The organism is Limnobacter sp. (assembly GCF_036405155.1).
Taxonomy (GTDB): Bacteria; Pseudomonadota; Gammaproteobacteria; order Burkholderiales; family Burkholderiaceae_B; genus Limnobacter.
Map to the genome: position 1 here is coordinate 291,216 of NZ_DASWYD010000006.1, position 16,760 is coordinate 307,975.

At 55.5% G+C, this 16,760-nt stretch carries 18 protein-coding genes; 13 read left to right on the forward strand and 5 right to left on the reverse strand.

Features of this window, described 5'->3' with window-relative positions; all coding sequences use genetic code 11:
- The first annotated feature begins 55 nt into the window (after window positions 1-55).
- Window positions 56-1,993, forward strand: coding sequence for an ATP-binding protein (locus VGE55_RS07640; RefSeq protein WP_331131115.1), 1,938 nt, complete (start codon window positions 56-58; stop codon window positions 1,991-1,993).
- A 29-nt stretch (window positions 1,994-2,022) separates the two neighbouring features.
- Here VGE55_RS07640 and VGE55_RS07645 read toward each other — a convergent pair whose 3' ends face one another.
- Complete coding sequence (locus VGE55_RS07645) at window positions 2,023-2,325, reverse strand: hypothetical protein (RefSeq protein ID WP_331131116.1); 303 nt, start codon at window positions 2,323-2,325, stop codon at window positions 2,023-2,025.
- 86 nt (window positions 2,326-2,411) lie between these two features.
- Here VGE55_RS07645 and VGE55_RS07650 point away from each other — a divergent pair, with 86 nt between their 5' ends.
- From VGE55_RS07650 to feoB, 4 genes are all read left to right on the forward strand, one after another.
- On the forward strand, window positions 2,412-2,873 hold the full coding sequence (locus VGE55_RS07650) for a hypothetical protein (RefSeq protein WP_331131117.1): 462 nt from the start codon (window positions 2,412-2,414) through the stop codon (window positions 2,871-2,873).
- On the forward strand, window positions 2,863-3,273 hold the full coding sequence (locus tag VGE55_RS07655) for a carboxymuconolactone decarboxylase family protein (RefSeq protein WP_331131118.1): 411 nt from the start codon (window positions 2,863-2,865) through the stop codon (window positions 3,271-3,273). The genes VGE55_RS07650 and VGE55_RS07655 overlap by 11 nt, the downstream gene beginning before the upstream one ends.
- A 105-nt stretch (window positions 3,274-3,378) precedes the next feature.
- Window positions 3,379-3,687: a FeoA family protein gene (locus tag VGE55_RS07660; protein ID WP_331131119.1), complete on the forward strand. Its 309-nt coding sequence runs from the start codon at window positions 3,379-3,381 to the stop codon at window positions 3,685-3,687.
- Window positions 3,684-5,585, forward strand: coding sequence for a ferrous iron transporter B (gene feoB / locus VGE55_RS07665; protein ID WP_331131120.1), 1,902 nt, complete (start codon window positions 3,684-3,686; stop codon window positions 5,583-5,585). The genes VGE55_RS07660 and feoB overlap by 4 nt, the downstream gene beginning before the upstream one ends.
- A gap of 18 nt (window positions 5,586-5,603) precedes the next feature.
- Here the strand turns inward: feoB and VGE55_RS07670 are convergent, their stop codons facing one another.
- Both VGE55_RS07670 and VGE55_RS07675 read right to left on the reverse strand, forming a co-directional pair.
- Window positions 5,604-6,194: a YceI family protein gene (locus VGE55_RS07670; RefSeq protein WP_331131121.1), complete on the reverse strand. Its 591-nt coding sequence runs from the start codon at window positions 6,192-6,194 to the stop codon at window positions 5,604-5,606.
- Window positions 6,195-6,335: 141 nt separating this feature from the next.
- Window positions 6,336-7,283, reverse strand: coding sequence for an alpha/beta fold hydrolase (locus tag VGE55_RS07675; protein ID WP_331131122.1), 948 nt, complete (start codon window positions 7,281-7,283; stop codon window positions 6,336-6,338).
- Between the two features lie 198 nt (window positions 7,284-7,481).
- Here VGE55_RS07675 and VGE55_RS07680 point away from each other — a divergent pair, with 198 nt between their 5' ends.
- On the forward strand, window positions 7,482-8,258 hold the full coding sequence (locus VGE55_RS07680) for a ferredoxin--NADP reductase (RefSeq protein WP_331131638.1): 777 nt from the start codon (window positions 7,482-7,484) through the stop codon (window positions 8,256-8,258).
- Between the two features lie 93 nt (window positions 8,259-8,351).
- Here VGE55_RS07680 and VGE55_RS07685 read toward each other — a convergent pair whose 3' ends face one another.
- Window positions 8,352-9,593, reverse strand: coding sequence for a DUF445 domain-containing protein (locus VGE55_RS07685; RefSeq protein WP_331131123.1), 1,242 nt, complete (start codon window positions 9,591-9,593; stop codon window positions 8,352-8,354).
- A gap of 187 nt (window positions 9,594-9,780) precedes the next feature.
- Here VGE55_RS07685 and VGE55_RS07690 point away from each other — a divergent pair, with 187 nt between their 5' ends.
- The 4 genes from VGE55_RS07690 to VGE55_RS07705 all read left to right on the forward strand — a co-directional run bounded on the left by VGE55_RS07690 (window position 9,781) and on the right by VGE55_RS07705 (window position 13,589).
- Entirely contained in the window at window positions 9,781-11,043 is a 1,263-nt protein-coding gene (locus VGE55_RS07690; protein ID WP_331131124.1) for a hypothetical protein, read from the forward strand.
- An 81-nt stretch (window positions 11,044-11,124) separates the two neighbouring features.
- On the forward strand, window positions 11,125-12,297 hold the full coding sequence (locus tag VGE55_RS07695; protein ID WP_331131125.1) for a hypothetical protein: 1,173 nt from the start codon (window positions 11,125-11,127) through the stop codon (window positions 12,295-12,297).
- A gap of 51 nt (window positions 12,298-12,348) precedes the next feature.
- Window positions 12,349-13,359, forward strand: coding sequence for a DUF2804 domain-containing protein (locus VGE55_RS07700; protein ID WP_331131126.1), 1,011 nt, complete (start codon window positions 12,349-12,351; stop codon window positions 13,357-13,359).
- 65 nt (window positions 13,360-13,424) lie between these two features.
- Complete coding sequence (locus VGE55_RS07705) at window positions 13,425-13,589, forward strand: hypothetical protein (RefSeq protein WP_331131127.1); 165 nt, start codon at window positions 13,425-13,427, stop codon at window positions 13,587-13,589.
- Between the two features lie 10 nt (window positions 13,590-13,599).
- Here the strand turns inward: VGE55_RS07705 and VGE55_RS07710 are convergent, their stop codons facing one another.
- Complete coding sequence (locus tag VGE55_RS07710) at window positions 13,600-13,764, reverse strand: rubredoxin (RefSeq protein ID WP_331131128.1); 165 nt, start codon at window positions 13,762-13,764, stop codon at window positions 13,600-13,602.
- 222 nt (window positions 13,765-13,986) lie between these two features.
- Between VGE55_RS07710 and apbC the strand changes: the two genes are divergently transcribed.
- The 3 genes from apbC (at window position 13,987) to VGE55_RS07725 (ending at window position 16,758) form a co-directional block, all read left to right on the forward strand.
- Window positions 13,987-15,075 carry an iron-sulfur cluster carrier protein ApbC gene (apbC, locus tag VGE55_RS07715; RefSeq protein WP_331131129.1) on the forward strand — a complete coding sequence of 363 codons (1,089 nt, stop codon included), beginning with the start codon at window positions 13,987-13,989 and terminating at the stop codon, window positions 15,073-15,075.
- Between the two features lie 90 nt (window positions 15,076-15,165).
- Window positions 15,166-16,089 (forward strand): alpha/beta fold hydrolase, encoded by a 924-nt coding sequence (locus VGE55_RS07720; RefSeq protein ID WP_331131130.1) that lies wholly within the window; start codon window positions 15,166-15,168, stop codon window positions 16,087-16,089.
- Window positions 16,090-16,143: 54 nt separating this feature from the next.
- Window positions 16,144-16,758 carry a hypothetical protein gene (locus VGE55_RS07725; protein WP_331131131.1) on the forward strand — a complete coding sequence of 205 codons (615 nt, stop codon included), beginning with the start codon at window positions 16,144-16,146 and terminating at the stop codon, window positions 16,756-16,758.
- Window positions 16,759-16,760 lie beyond the last annotated feature (2 nt).

Consider the following 16,760-nt stretch of genomic DNA (forward strand, 5'->3'; position numbering starts at 1 on the left):
AGGCGGGCCCTTCGGCTCCTTGAACGTGTACACCTTTTTGTGGGTTTCTGGACCATTGCACTCTTCAGTTGACACAGGCTCGACCAACGGCACCAGCTTCTTTGGGGCTTTGTTCCGGCAGACCCGGTCTTTGTGGCAAGCGCGCCCGGTGTCGCTGTTGCTGTTCGTCTTTTCACTGCTCAGTGCCCTGGTGTTTTGGAGCCAAATCAGCCAGTTGGCTTGGGTTGGGCAATTATTGCTTTTGTCGGTGACGGCGGGTTTGGCCGGTATCGTGGGTGGCTGGCTAGCGCGGGTCTGGCTGGTTTCGAAGTTGTGGGGCAATCCGGCCGCCATCCATTTGTTTCAGCCCGGGTCTTTTCCCCATGCGGGCCAGATCATCGACATTCTCATTGACCGGGTCGAGTCAGCCGAACGGGAAAACGCTCTGCTCACTGCTGCATTTCGTCAAAGCGCAGAGCGCATTCAGGGCATTCAACAGGGCATCAACGGTTTTGTGATGGTGTTGTCCATCCCGGCCACTGGTGCTCCACAAGTGGAATACGTGGATGAGTCTGTGCAGCGTTTTTTGCCGGTTCAGCGTGATGACGTACGGGCCGATTGGTCCGTGTTGCTCAAGCCCGTACAAACCAAGTACCGGGAGTCCCTCGTTCAGTTGGTGAGCAGCAAAGTGGCGTTTCCGCAGCGGGAGTCTTTGGTGTTGGCCCTCAACCGCCGGGCTGGCGAAGTGCCCATGTATCTTCAGGTGACGGCGCTGCGGCGTGTGGTGCACGGTGGCGTTCAACTCATGTTGGTCTGGATGGATGTGAGTGCGCTGGTGCAGGCCCGCGAAGAGGCGGAAGCAGCCGACCAGGCCAAATCCGAGTTTTTGGCCACCATGAGCCATGAACTTCGCACACCGCTGAATGCGATTGTCGGTTTTGCCCGCCTGCTCGAAGACAATGCCAGCGACCCGCACCAGAAAGCAGATGCACACAATATTTCATCCGCTGCCAACAGTCTGAATTTGATCCTCACCGATATCCTGGACTATTCGCGCATTCAGGCCAATGGCATCCGGCTGGAGGCTTTCGCGTTTGATCTGGATGGTCTGCTTCGCCAGGTCACGGACCTGAATCGACCGTTGGCTTTGCAACGGTCGCTGGATTTCGCCTACAGTCACGAGCCGGCCGGGGCGTTGTGGGTGCGCGGCGATTCAAACCGTCTCCGGCAGGTTATTCAAAACCTGGTCTCCAATGCCCTGAAGTTCACGGATCAGGGCTTTGTTCGCATCCGTTTGTTGTCCTCCAGCCCGGTCAATGGCCGTGTGGATGCATTCATCGAAATCTCCGACAGTGGCATCGGCATTTCTCAAGCCAGTGTGCGCAAATTGTTCAACCGGTTCACCCAAGCCAATCGGGCCATCAATCGCCAGTTTGGCGGCACAGGTCTTGGTTTGGCCATTTCCAAGGGGCTGGTGGACCTGATGGGGGGGCGAATCGAGGTCACATCCGAGCCGGGGGTGGGGTCTGTGTTCATGGTGAGTTTGAACTTGCCCGTGGCGCAGCGCGAGCAGCCGGCCGCGGTGGCTGCGGTGGACGAGGATGCCCATGGGGCGATGGACATTCTGATTGTCGACGATCACCCCATGAACCTGAAGCTGCTCAACCGTTACCTCAGCAAACGCGGTCATCGCGTGGTGCAGGCCGAAAGTGGGGCTGAAGCACTGAAACTGGCCCAGCAAACCCGTTTTGACTTGGTGCTCATGGACATCGACATGCCAGAGATGGATGGGCATGAAACCACCCGCCGATTGCGGGCGGATGTTCAGGGCGCAAGCGCCCACACCTTTGTGTGTGCCCTGTCCGGGCTGTCTGATCAGGCCACTGTTCAGGCTTCCATGGCTTCAGGCATGCAGGAACACCTGGTCAAGCCAGTGCAATTTGACAAACTGGACGAGCTCTTGGCTCGGCTGCTTCGCTTGCGTGCTGCCCAGCCCGGCACCATGGACGCCTGACCCGTTGCCTTGGGGTTGCGTGGTTTTGATTAGTTCTCGATCCCCAATTGCTTTTCCAGGTATGAGCGGGCTTTTTCCAGCCAAATGCTGAGCGCTGCCAGCAAGTCACTTTGGCTGAAAGAGCAGCTTTCACCGGAGAACATGGCCACACTCTCCAGACGCTCCAGAATACTTTCCAGGGCGCCCTCAAATACCGCTGGTAATTCAGCCAACAAGGCCTTTTCACTGCGAAATGCCGTGATCAATGCGGTGGTGGTGTCAAAGGCCTCGTCTTCCAATTGCTTGTTCAGAAATTGAATTCGAGCCAGGGGGTCTACAGGGATGTTACTCATGAGTATAATTGAAAGAATTGACGTTTCTGCACGCCAGTGTACTGTACGGCGTGGCACACCCAACAAATCTGAGGAGATTCACGCACATGGACAGCAAGCTCGCATTGGACAAAACAGCCACCATCAAAGTGGATTACAAGCGACTGATGGCCGATCTGGAAGCCATTGAGCCGCTGATTTCCATTTTCCCCAAGCTGGAAAGTCTCACCAAATTGGGCCCCAATGCCTTTGAGTGGAAGCTCAAGCCGATTGGCGCCATGGGTGTGTCGCATGCCGTGCACTATGCGGCCACTTACGAAGTAGACAAAGCCAATGGCAAATTGAATTTCAAGGGCAAGGAAGGCGTGGGCAATGCCACCTTGTCAGGCTGCTTTGAGTTCCATGACAAAGGCGGTGAGGTGGCGGTTGAAATCCAGATCAATGGCCAACTGCGTGACATCAAGGTGCCCATGTTGCTGAAAGCGGCAACACCTGGCTTCATCAAGACCATGTTTGAAGGTATCGTAGACCGGTTTATTGAAAAAATTGGTGAGAAATATGCCCGCTGATTCATCGGCAAACAAACCGGTCAACTACGAGGCCGGCAAGGCCATGCGCACACGGACACTGGGCCAGGCCTATGTGTCCAAGGCGGTGGCCGACCCCAACGATTTTGCCGCACCCCTGCAAGACATCGTTACTTCCCATGCCTGGGGCACCGTGTGGACCCGAGAGGGGCTTGAACCCAAGCTGCGCAGCATTGCCACGGTGTCCATGCTCATGGCGTTGAATCGGCCCAACGAGTTGAAGTTGCACATGCGGGGCGCGCTGAACAATGGCGTGACACCCGAGCAACTGCGTGAACTCATTATTCACGCCAGCGTGTACTGCGGTTTTCCTGCTGCCATGGACAGCATGCGGCAGGCCAAAGCGCTGCTGGAAGAGTTGGCCGCCGAAAAAGCGGAATAAGCGCAACAAGCACCATCTTTTGATTGGCGAATGCGCAGTGCTGTGTTTATAATAAAAACAATTCTCATTTGAATTGTTTGGGTTTCAACAGGCACTTGCGCGACCATGCTTCAAGCGGTTCACACCAGTATTCATCCAACAACAGGCATTCAAGGCTTGCACGACATTGACCTTCACGTGCCCAAGGTCGTGGTGTCAGTCTGCGCACCGGAGCAAAGCCCGGAATGGGCTGCCTGGCTGTATGAAATTGGTTTTATTCCCGGCGAAACGGTGGTGGTTCTTACCCGAGGCATGCCTGGTTCCGACCCATTGGTGGTTCGCGTTGGCGACTCCACCTTCGCCCTTCGGCGCGCAGAGGCCGCTTGTGTCAATGTGGCTGATTCCCTCTCTGGAGCCTTCAAGGCCGCAGCATGAACCAGCAGGTTGTGCACTTCTTCAAGGGCGGCCCCTTGGTGGCCTTGGTCGGCAATCCCAATTGTGGCAAAACCGCACTTTTTAACCGCCTGACTGGCAGCAACCAGAAAGTGGCCAACTACGCCGGCGTCACGGTGGAGCGCAAGGAAGGCAAAATGCTGACCAGCCATGGCAAGGCTTTGCGTGTGCTCGATTTGCCCGGCGCCTACAGCCTGCACCCCCGTTCTCCAGACGAAGCGGTCACCGTGAATGTGTTGTACGGCCGTGCCCAAGGTGAAAAGCGCCCAGACCTGGTGGTGTGTGTGGTGGATGCCACGCATCTGCGCCGCAATTTGCGCCTCGTGCTGGCTGTTAAACGCTTGGGCATTCCGTGTGTGGTGGCCCTCAACATGGTCGATTTGGCTGAAAAGCAGGGCTTGCACATTGATTTGGACGGACTGTCCCGCGAACTGGGTTTGCCGGTGGTTAAAACCGTGGCCATTGTCGGGGATGGCGCGCAAGCTTTGCGTGCCTTGCTCGATCAACCCGATGTGTGGAAAGGCGGTGTGGATGGCTTGGTGGCTGCCGAGTCTGGCTGCAATCAAAATCCTGAACTGGATGCACGTGGCGATCACGAGGCCGTCAAGGGCATTTTGGAACGCTTGCAACTGGATGGCCTTGTCCCACAGCACACCAGTGACCGCATTGACCGTGTGGTGCTACACCCGGTGATTGGTCCAGCTTTGTTGGCCGTTATTTTGTTTTTTATTTTCCAGGCTGTGTTCACCTGGGCCAAAGCACCCATGGACTTGATCGATGCCGGTGCAACGCAGTTGGGCGCCTGGGTGGGTTCCTTGCTGCCCGATGGCTGGTTCAAAAGCCTGATGGTGGACGGCGTGATTGCGGGCGTGGGTGGCGTGTTTGTATTCCTGCCCCAAATTCTGATTTTGTTCTTCTTCATCCTCATTCTTGAAGAGTCTGGTTATTTGCCCAGGGCTGCGTTTTTACTCGATCGAATCATGGGTGGCGTGGGCTTGTCGGGTCGATCTTTCATACCGTTGCTTTCCAGCTTCGCCTGTGCCATTCCGGGCATCATGGCGGCCCGCACCATCAACAATCCGCGTGACCGGCTGGTCACCATCCTGATTGCACCGCTCATGACCTGCTCGGCACGGCTGCCCGTGTACGCGCTGCTGATAGGCGCTTTTGTGCCATCCCGAGCCCTGTGGGGTGGGGTGGAGTTGCAGGGCGTTGTGTTGTTTGTGCTGTATCTGGCGGGCATTTTGAGTGCCATGCTGGTGGCCTGGGTCTTGAAGCAGTTCACAACCCGTGGTCAGGTCCGCTCCCTCATGATGGAGCTGCCCAGCTACCATTGGCCGCGCCTGTGGAACGTTGGTCTGGGGCTGTGGCAGCGGGTGCTGATTTTTCTGCGCCGGGTGGGCGGCATCATTCTGGGCTTGACCATTCTGTTGTGGTTTTTGGCGAGCTTCCCGGCGCCCCCGGTTGGGGCCACAGGGGCACCCATTGAATACAGCATGGCGGGCATGCTGGGCAAAGCACTGGCCGTGGTGTTTCACCCCATCGGGTTTAACTGGCAAATCAGCATTGCCCTGGTTCCCGGGCTTGCGGCCCGTGAAGTGGCGGTGAGTTCGCTCGGCACAGTGTATGCACTGTCGTCGGCAACCGAGGACACCGCACAGGCCTTGATGCCGCTGATTGCCCAGGGCTGGACCCTGGCAACCGCATTTTCTTTGTTGGCTTGGTATGTGTTTGCGCCGATGTGCCTTAGCACGCTGGCCACCATTCGGCGCGAAACAGGCGGGTGGACCATGCCGCTGGCTGCGGCAGGCTATCTGTTTGTGCTGGCTTACGTGGCGTCGTTCATCACGTACCACGCAAGCCTGGCCTTGGGCCTATAGCCAAAACCACAGGTTCTGTTAGGGGTTCTTGATGGCTTCAACAGAAATCAGCAGTTTCACCTCGGGTTTAAAACCCATGGCCAAACCGTAATCCACACCAAAATCTCCGCGGTTAATCACGGCTTCGGCATCGGCACCACACACCTCACGCTTGGCAAACGGATGGGGTTTGCACAAAAACTCATTCACCTTGAGGGTCACTGGCTTGGTCACGCCTTTCAAGGTGAGCTGGCCGGGAATGGACACCAATTTGTTGCCTTCAAAAACAAACTTGTCGCTGACAAAACGTGCTGTGGGGTATTTGGCCGTGTCGAAAATATCTGGGCCAATCGCGTGCTCATTCATTTTTTGAAAACCAAAGTCGATGCTGGCCATCTGGATGGTCACATCCACCTTGCCGGTTTTTGCCGCGGCGTCGAAGCTCACAGTCCCTTCAGATTTGTTGATTTTGCCGCGCCATTTTGACACGCCACCCATGTGGTCAGCTTCAAACGCAGGGTAGGTGTGGCTGGGGTCGATCGTGTATTCAGCGGCGTGGGCAGCACCTGCAAACGCTGCAAAACCCAAGGACAGTGAAAGAAATTTCGCGATGAACGTTGATGCCTTCATGGATGCTCCGGTGACTCAGGTTGAAACAAACCTTGAGTGTACGGGCAGGGTGATGCAAACCTGCATCAAAAGCTTGAAGAAGTCATTCAAATCGTTTGAATGACTCCAGTCTGATGGATGAACGCAGCGTCTTCCGGTGCCTTAGAGTTCGACCCGTGTTTTTGCAAGGCTGGGTGTTTCACGGCCTGTGTCCGCAAACTCCACAAACTCGGCAATGCAATTGGCCACCCATTCCGAATGGGTCTGGATCACCCAGTGGTGGGCCTCCACATCCCTTCGCCACAGGTTGCTCACGTAGGGGTAGCAAGATTCCACCATGGGCGGCGTCACAAATTTGTCTTTGGTGGGCACCAGCAGTTGAACCGGTACCGATGTTTGTCGAATGCGCGGGTTGCTCAACCTGGGCACCATGTTGGCGCGGTACAGGTTAATGCCATTCACGCCATCTTTGCGCTGAGACCCGTTGGCTTCAACAGCCTGGCCTTCCATCCGTTTCAAAATGCCCGGCCAAGCCTTGTCCAGGCCCAATTTCCAGACCGAGGGGGCCAGCAGTGGCAACTGGAAAGCCGCCACGTACCACGAGTGCACGGCTTGGCCCAGCACCTGTCCCAAGGCCTTCCGGTTACCCATGGTCAAACCCTGCCGGAACCACTGCCCGATGTGGTCCAGGCAAGGTCCGGAAATACTGGTGTAGCTGGCAATGCGGGGTTTCAGGCGATGGTCTGTCACGCTTTCCCAGGTTTGTATGGAACCCCAATCATGCGCCACCAAATGCACGGGTTGCGTGGGGCAAACCGCCCGCATCACCGCCTGCAAGTCTTCCGACAGTTTGGTCAGCGTGTAGTCCCACATCCAGCCGGGTTCGGTGGATTCTCCGCAACCTCGCACGTCATAGGTCACCACATGAAAATGATGGTACAGATACTCAATCACCGGGTTCCAGACAGCGCTGTTGTCGGGGTACCCGTGCACCAGAATGATGGTTGGATTTTGCGGGTCGCCGTAAGCCGTCACTGCAAGGTCTACGTCGCCGGAGTGGACCACCTGTCGCGTATTGACCAGATGTTGAAGGGTGCTTGTCTCTGCCATGGTTTTTATTGTGTGTAGGTGTTTGATTTAACTTTATAACCTCCTTGCGTACATTGAATGGGACAAGCTTTTAGAGTGGCAACTCCAAATAAGCAAATAACTAAAAAATAGAATGACTTAGACCGTTTTTTGCGGCGCTGCGCTATCATGGGCGCCACTGCAAACTTTGCCGCACTGCGGCGCTTTAATACACCAGCCATGTCCAATTTGATTCAAGAACACGTCACTGAAGTTCATCACTGGAACGACACGCTTTTCAGTTTCAAAACCACCCGCAGCCCGGGCTTGCGTTTTCACAACGGACATTTCGTGATGATTGGCCTGGAAGTGGAGGGCAAACCCCTGTTGCGTGCCTACAGCATTGCCAGCGCCAACTATGAAGAGCACCTCGAGTTTTTCAGCATCAAAGTACCCGATGGCAAACTGACCTCGCGCTTGCAGCATTTGAAAGTGGGCGACCCAGTGCTGGTCAGCAAAAAGCCCACCGGCACTTTGGTGATCGACGACCTCAAGCCGGGCAAGAACCTGTTCATGTTTGGTACCGGTACTGGCCTCGCTCCATTCATGGCCTTGATCAAAGACCCAGACGTGTACGAGCGCTTTGAAAAGGTGGTGCTGGTGCACGGCGTGCGCTACGTGAGCGAATTGGCCTATGGTGAATACATCACCGAGGAATTGCCCAACAACGAATTTCTGGGTGAAGAAGTTCGCAAAAAGCTGATTTATTACCCCACGGTGACCCGTGAGGAATTCAAAAACATCGGGCGTATTACCACACTGATGGAAAATGGCGACTTGTGCAAAGACATCGGTTTGCCACCCCTAAACCCGGAAACAGACCGCGCCATGATTTGCGGCAGCCCCAGCATGCTGGCCGACATCCGCTCCATTCTGGACGCCAAAGGTTTTGTGGTCTCGCCGGGCATTGGCGAGCCTGGTGATTATGTGTTCGAGCGGGCGTTTGTCGAAAAGTAATCGCCACCTGCGCAGCAAGGCCAACAAAAAAGCCAACCGAAACCGGTTGGCTTTTTTTATGCGGTGATGACAAAGCCCACAGCGGGCAGGGCGCTACAACACACCGAAGTGCATCATGGCCATCAACTGGCCTTCACCCACCAGGAAGCCCAGCACAGCACCCACGATGATCAAAATCCATTCCTCTTGTTTGAAGACCGGGCGAAGCAGGCCTTCAAATTCCAGGGGAGTCATGGCCTGCATTTTTTTGCCCACCACGTTTTCAATGTCCAACGAGGTTTGAACGTAGCTTTCTGCATGCATGATCACGTCTTCCAGACGCTCCATCAAAAGCTCGGCGGTGTCCTGCTTCATTTTCTGGAAGGTTTCGGCACCCACCGCCATGACCACAAACGGTTTGACAATGCTGGCTTTGCTGTCGACCATTTCCCTAACCCGTTCATCCACCATTTTCTGGACCCGTTCGGACAAGGGGCCCGCCACCATTTCACCGATGATGGTGTGTGGGGTCAAAATGTCGTTGGCGATGATTTTCGCGTAATCGGCTGCCACCTTCTGTTGACGCTTCAGGAACAAACCTTGAATGGTGTAGGAGCCAAATGGAATGGGCTTCTTGGGTTCGAACAGAATGTTCAGCGCAACCCAGTCGGAAATAAAGCCCACCAGGAAACCAAAGGTTGGCAAAATCCAGGGCTCTTTCAAAAAGATCCACAGGGACATCTGCACCAAGCCAATCATGAAACCGAAGTACAGGCCTGACACGCCAAAAAACTTGAATTCGTCTCGGCCCACCTCCTGGAAAATGCGGTTCAGCAGGTGCTTGTCCTTCATCAGGATCCGAATCACCAGGGCCTTCAAGTCCATGATTTCATCAATGTTTTTCTTGATGTCTTCCATGACGCTGGTGATGACGCCCGGCACATCCTTTTTGACACGATCAATCAGCTTTCGCTGGGCAAAGTTCGGCAGGCTTTCCCAAAGCCGCGGTTGATGACGCGACATCACCTCTCGGATGATGCTTTCAATCACCTCCATGGCCGGGCCTTCCAATTCTTTGCCCAAGCGTTCGGAGTCGAGTTTGGAGACCACTTCTCGAACGGAGACCAGTTTGGTGGTGATGGTGTCCACTGCAATTGAGGCCATGCGCAATGCATTGCGGGGCACAATGCCTTGCCACCCAAAAAAGGGTGGAATGCCGACAAACTTCATCGGGTAGAACATCATTTTGACCGCAGCAATCTTGGTGATGTATCCCAAGATGGCCGCGACAATGGGAATGGAACCGTAGATCAGGTAATTGGCCTGAACATCGGCCCAAATGTTAGCCCAGTTCATTGAAGGCGTCCCCTAAGAGTTTTTAGTTTTTATTGATAGAGTATTAGATATATTGGTGCTCGCTGCTCGGTGTTGTAATAAACCTTGAAAAACCGTTGCACCATTGCGGAAGTATAACGGCCAAATTTCCGGCCAAGTGCCAATACATCTAGATCAATAATTTTTATCATCAAATCGGGGCTTCGTTTTGGAATTTTCCTTTTCGCATCTGGGCTTGCCAGTGTGGGCGGTGTTTTTGTCAGCGGGTTTGGGTGGTTTGCTCCTGGCCTGGGGTTTTCAGGCCGCCGCTTTCTGGCTCATGTTCAATCCCCAGGAATTCAAGGGCATCCGGATTCCTCTGTTTCGAAAACTGGGCTTACATCAGCTGGGGCTTGAGGGTTTGGGCTGGCAAGGCCTGGTGCCTCATCAAAAAAACATCATGGCCGAAATTGCAGTGCGGTTGATGACCCACAAGCTGTTGCCTTTGGATGAAATGATTCGGCGCATTCCTGCACAAGGTTTGTCCGACCGCTTGACACCACCCATGCAGGAAACGGCTGACCTGGCCTGTCGCGAGGTCATGTTGCGTCACAAACCCACCCTCTGGGAAAGCCTTCCGAGCTTCATTCAGAACTCCATCATCATGCGGATTCGGGGGATTGTGCCCAGCTCGGCCAAGCAAATCATTCTGGATTTGCAGAAAAAGCCTGCTTACTACCTTAGCCTTAAGACGTTGGTGCTGGACGTGATCAACACCAAGCCATTTTTGGTGGTGGACCTGTTCAAGAGTGCGGGCCGTGACCCGATGGCTTACATCCTCCGCTTTGCCCTGTTTGCGGGTTTGGTGGTCGGGTTGGGTTTGGTTGCTCTAAACCACTTCAATATTCAATGGTATGTGTCTGCAATGGCTGGTTTAATTCTTGGGGCTGTCGCCAATTCGTTGGCGCTCCAGAGCCTGTTTTTTCATCCAGACCATGGGCGTGTGCGCTTGGGGCGTTTTACCGGTTTCTTCTTCAGGGACCAGCGCCACATTGCCGAAATGTTTGCCCAAACAGCGGCCAGGGAAGTACTCACCACTGAAAATATTGTTCTGGCCCTGTGTCGCGGCCCCAATTCAGTCAACTTGTCCACCTTGATTGAGCACCATGTTCAGAAGGCCATGGACCTGGAGTCCGCAGGGATCAAGCCATTGCTGGTCACGCTGTTGGGGGCAGAGCAATGGGTGGCCATCAAGCGGGATGCCTCGCAGGTGTTTGCCAGCAAACTGGAGTCGCACCTCATGGCTGCCAGAGTCTATCTAAACGACGCTTTGCGCATTGAAGAAGTGATTGTAGAGCGGCTTGCGGCCTTGCCACCCCTGGAGTTTGAGCGGGCCCTTCGACCCGTATTTTCCCGCTATGAATGGATGATGCCGTTGATCGGCGCCGTCTGGGGCAGCGTGCTGGGCATCCTGATCTTTGTGTTGACCTAGTCTGGCTGAATCCATTGATGTTTCTTGCCAGTATCACTACCAACGTGGTGATTGATCACAATAATGACAATTGGAGGCAGCATGGCAGCACAGGTTATTGGTACCGTCGGTGATGTAGAAGGCACTGTCACGGTGATGAGAAATGGTGAAACCATTGCGCTGAAATCGGGTGAGCCGGTTTCCGCGGGTGATGTGATCACCGCCGGTCAGGATGGGCGTACCTCCATCACCTTGGCAGACCAATATGGTCAGCCCATGGGCAAGCTGATGGTTGCCCCTTCCGGTAGCGTGATCGTCGACACCACCATGAAAGGCGACAAGCTGGCCTACGTGTTTGAAGCGTTGTCGCAAGATGGCGTGACCATTGCCAATCTGGATCCCGAGTTTGCAGACCAAGTGGTTATGCAGGGCGTGGAAGCCACCGGCGAAGGTTCAGGCGGTGGTTTGCTGGGCCTGTTTGATGGCGGATTGTTGGCCGGCATGGCCCTGGACAGCACCGCCGCGGCGGTTGGCGCGGGTGCCATTGGCATTGGTTTGCTGTCTTCCGGCAGTGACGAGGGCACAGGGCCGACGTCGACATCGTCGGGCGGCACAGGGACGCCCAGCGAAAATGGTGGCGGAACAACGGGCGGCACGACAGGTACGCCTTTGGACGCGGCTTTGGATCCCATTTTTGGTGCCGCGGAAGGCACCCCTTTGGCGGCAGTCACAGGCCCCTTGAGTGATGCAATTTCTGCAGGCGCCAGTGGTGGTGGCAGTGCAGGTGGCGATGCTGGCCCAACCGGAACCCCGCTCGATGCAGTGCTTGGCCCTGTGGCCGACGCTGCGGGTGGTGCAGGTGGCGGCGGCACAACCGATGGACCAACTGGCACACCTTTGGACATGGTGTTGGCGCCTTTGGCCGACGCTGCGGGTGGCGCAGGTGGCGGCGGTACGACCGATGGCCCCACAGGCACCCCGTTGGACATGGTGCTTGGTCCATTGGCTGATGCTGCGGGTGGTGCCGGCGGTGGCGGCACGACCGATGGCCCCACAGGCACACCTTTGGACATGGTGCTCGGCCCCTTGGCTGATGCTGCTGGTGGTGGCGCCGGTGGTGATGCTGGCGGCAGCGCGGGTGGAACCACAGGCACGCCTTTGGACATGGTGTTGGACCCGTTGATGGGAGCTGCGGCAGGGACGCCGTTGTCCTCCGTGGCCAGCATGCTGGACCCATCGGCTTTGGACCCAGTGACCAGCAATTTGCCGGTTTAATGTCAATATCTTGAAACAAGGGGGCAGACATCGTCTGCCCCTTTTCCATTCATGAACCTCATTCAGCCCAACGGTCAGCCGCGCTGGGGTCGTTTCGACGCCTTGCCCGATAATATTAACTGGCGTGACTTTGACGCCCGAACAGCCTTGGGGCGTCCTCGTCCTGCTTGGGTCAAGCCCTGGTTGATGAAACACTTTGACTTCTATGGGCTAAGCGCACCAGGATTTACCTTCGGTTTGGGCCTCGTGCGTTTGGGGCTTGTTAATTCGGTGTTTGCCTACATGGTTCAACATGGGAACCTCCGCCAGCGATTGCAGTTCGATTTGCCCTTGGACATGGGGTTGACGGTGGATTACCAGCCCTTGGGCACAAGCCACTGGAAACACCCTTGGTTGAAGCAGCACTGGGTGCGCTCGCATCGAGAGTCAACGTTGCGGCGTCTAGAGTTCAGCTTGGGCCCGCATTTCAGCGGTGAAGTTGAATTGCTGTGCACGCCCGGCGAAGTGCTGTCCATGAATACCCCCATTGGCAACACCGGGTTTGCCTACGCCCAAAAAACCAGTGCCTGCCTGGTGCGCGGTCAAATCCGTTGTGGTACGTCGGCTACTGAGCTGCCGGAACATACCGGGTGTTATCACGACTGGACAGCAGGCTTTCTGCGGCGCGAAACGTTCTGGAATTGGGCCTGCGCAACGGGCATGGATGACACCGCTCAAACCCGCTTGTCCATCAACTTGGCCCGCGGAGTCAATGAGACCAGCGCACATGAAAACGTGGTTTGGGTTGATGGGCAACGTCACGACCTGCCTTTGGTGTTGTTTGACTATGACCGTGACAACGTCTTGAAGCCATGGCGCGTTTATTCCCAATGCGGTCAGGTTGATTTGCAATTCACCCCGATTGGCAGCATTGACGATCACCGGAACTTGGGTGTCTTGGCCAGTCGTTTCAATCAATGCCATGGCGAGTTTTCGGGTACGCTAGCGGTCGCTGGCCTGGGAAGGACGTTCCAACTGAATTCACTGACCGGCTGGTGTGAAGACCACTATGCAAAATGGTGAAGTTCACCATTCAACACTGGCCAAGCGCTTGGCCCATCGGAGCTGACATGAAAAGAATGTGTGTGATGGTTGTCGGGTTACTGCTGACGTTGCAAGGCCTGCAGGGCTGTGCTGTGGCCTCCGCCACAGCAGGTGCCGCCATTTCCGTCACCGGTGCTGTGGTGTCAACAGGCATCCGGGTCACCGGGGCTGTGGTTGAGGCCGGTGTGGACGCCGTGTCGGGCGACTAAGTTTTTCTGATTAGACTTCAACCATTTCGAAATCAGACTTGGCAACGCCACAGTCTGGGCATAGCCAGTCCGCAGGAACATCCGCCCAGGCGGTTCCAGGCGCAATGCCTTCTGAGGGCATGCCTGCTGCTTCCGAGTAGGTCAGGCCACAAACAATGCAAACATAGGTTTTCATGGGTTGACTCCAGTGTGCGTATCCAACGACCGCCATGCTATCAACACCTGTCTGCAAAAAGTGGAGGATGCCCTCACTTGGTCAATCATTCACATCAGTTAGGGTTTGTCTCATCTGTTCCGCACGCTTTCTTTCGGGGTTTCCTCATCCGGACACCCTGAAAAACCGATAGACTCTCCGCTAATAACAGTTAACGATCGACGTCGCTCGAGGAGAATGTGTATGGCAGTCAGTGTAGACACGGTGCGTGAAGCGCTGCGCAGTGTCATCGACCCCAATCTCGGTAAGGATTTGGTGTCCGCAAAGCAAATTAAGAACATCCAAGTCGATGGCGGTGATGTCAGCCTTGACCTCGAACTGAGCTATCCCGGTAAAAGCCAGTTGGATGGGTTGCGCAAACAAGCCATTGCGGCAGTGCGCACCGTTGCTGGTGTTGAAAACGTCAGTGTGAATGGTTCGATCAAGATTCAAACCCATGCAGTTCAGCGCGGCTTAAAGCCGATGCCCAACGTCAAGAATATTATTGCGGTGGCTTCCGGCAAGGGTGGGGTGGGCAAAAGCACCACCGCTGTTAACCTGGCGCTGGCGTTGTCTGCCGAGGGTGCTCGGGTTGGCATGCTGGATGCCGACATCTACGGCCCTTCACAGCCCACCATGCTCGGTATCACAGGGCGCCCTCAATCGGAGGACGGTCAAATCATTGACCCCATGGAAGGCCACAACATTCAGGCCATGTCCATTGGCTTTTTGATTGATGAAGACACCCCCATGGTTTGGCGCGGCCCCATGGTCACCAGCGCACTGGAGCAGTTGCTCAAGCAAACCAACTGGCGTGATCTGGATTATCTGATTGTCGACATGCCCCCCGGCACCGGTGACATTCAGTTGACCTTGTCGCAGAAAGTGCCGGTGACTGGCGCTGTCATTGTGACCACCCCCCAGGACATTGCACTGCTGGACGCCCGCAAGGGTTTGAAAATGTTCGAAAAGGTGGGTGTTCCCATTCTGGGCATTGTTGAAAACATGGCCATTCATGTGTGTTCCAACTGTGGTCACCAGGAACATATTTTTGGACAGGGCGGGGGGCAGAAAATGGCGGCCGACTACAATCTGCATTACCTCGGTGGTTTGCCGCTGGACATCCGAATTCGCGAGCAGGCAGACTCTGGAAAACCGACCGTGATTGCCGACCCCGATGGCGATCTTGCAAAGTCTTACAAGGACATTGCTCGCAAAGTGGCCGTTCGGATTGCCGAACAATCCAAAGACATGTCTTTGAAATTCCCCTCCATCGTCGTACAAAACACCTGATCAACCATGTCGAGTGGTTCGCCATTTTCCCGATTCAACCAGGCTTATTCAGGACCTGGTCGACTCGGGGTGTGGCGGGAACCCAATTTGATGCTGGATTTGGGGGGCAACCTCGCCGTCTGGTGTGAACCCGCCGATCCCGTTTCCCCTCACCAGTCTGACATTCCATGGATGGTCCTGCATGGCGGTCCTGGTGGCCGCCTGTCCGCGGCCCATGTTGCACCACTGCGTCAACTGGGGCTGCCTTGGTTTGGGTTCGACCAACGCAACAGCGGGCTGAGCGAGGACATTGATTTCTCCGCCATTGACACGCAACGGCTCATCGACGACGCCCTTCAAGTGGCTGACCATGTGGGGCTTGAACGTTTTCACATTCTTGGAGGCTCTTGGGGAGCCACGCTTGCAGTCGCTTTGGCGGCGCATGCACCCGAGCGAGTGGCCGGTATCGTCCTGCGTGCGCCTTTCATTCCTTGGGCATTGAGGGTGGACGCATTCATTGCTGAACTGGAACAACTGGATCCGAATTTGTTTGCGCGTGCAGTCAAACCAGGATCCCGGGGGCAAGCCTTGTTTGACAAGGTGTTGACTGGGGCCCCGGCGGACCAATTGTTGGCGGTGCGGGTTTGGAATGCACTGGAAAACTCGCTTTTGCAGACTTCCCGTGAGCCTGGGCCCGTCGGATTGCCCGCTCTGACTGTCGACCAGCAAGAGGCATTGCTGCGCAAATACAGATTGCAAGCCCATTTTTTGAGCCATGGTTGTTTTATATCCATGGACCAGTGGGCACGTGATCTATCCATTTGCGCACAAGCGGAATGGTCCATCGCCATTGTTCAAGGTGAGCAGGATCGCGTATGCCCACCGGGCGGTGCCTTGCTGTTGTCAGAAATGCTGCCCAGGTCAACTTTGCATTTGAAGTCGGGTCTTGGACACTTGCCAGATTCTGCCGCCATGATCCAAACCGTTTCTGATGCCATCGCCAAACTGCTCGATTCATCGATTTCTGCACGATAAGCCGCACAACGGAGCACTTTCGGAACCTGGACTCCAAAAAGTTCCACTGAATTCATGTCACTGATTTCAGGCATCCCGATGAAACATCCTCAGCAGCGTCCATCATTCTCGCCAGCATCCCGTCCCGCCGCAAATGCCAACCCGGCCAAGCCCACTCAAAATTATCGTGCACCCACAGCACCAGAGTCGCCGAGGCCGTCCTCGGGTGTAAAGCCTGCCCAAGCCCCGCTGGTCAACGGGTTCTTGAACGCCGATTCCGACATGCTGCACCAGGCGCTTCGCTTGGCTGGGCTTGAATGGTTTGATGGGGAGGGCATGATTCTCGGTCGTAGCCAGGGCCAAGATGTGTACTTTCGCCCAGGTCAGTCGGCCCAGCAGCGCTGGGTTGTGCTGGGTGTTCCGTTGTACAACATGAACATGCCCAATGCGGCGGAACTGTGTCTCCACTTCCTGGCCGAAGCTTTTGATATGGCCCATGTGCTGGATTTTCACGTTCAAGTGGGTATCAACATGGACACCGAGATGCTCGAGTTTCTGATTCAGTTGCCCTTGGAGAATGTGTCGCCATCCGAGTTCGGGGAGTTGGTCAAACATTTTGTTGAAACCTTGACCAGCTCAATGCAAGCCGAAGTGGAGGGTATTCTTAACGGCCTGCAGCAAGCGGGTTGAAT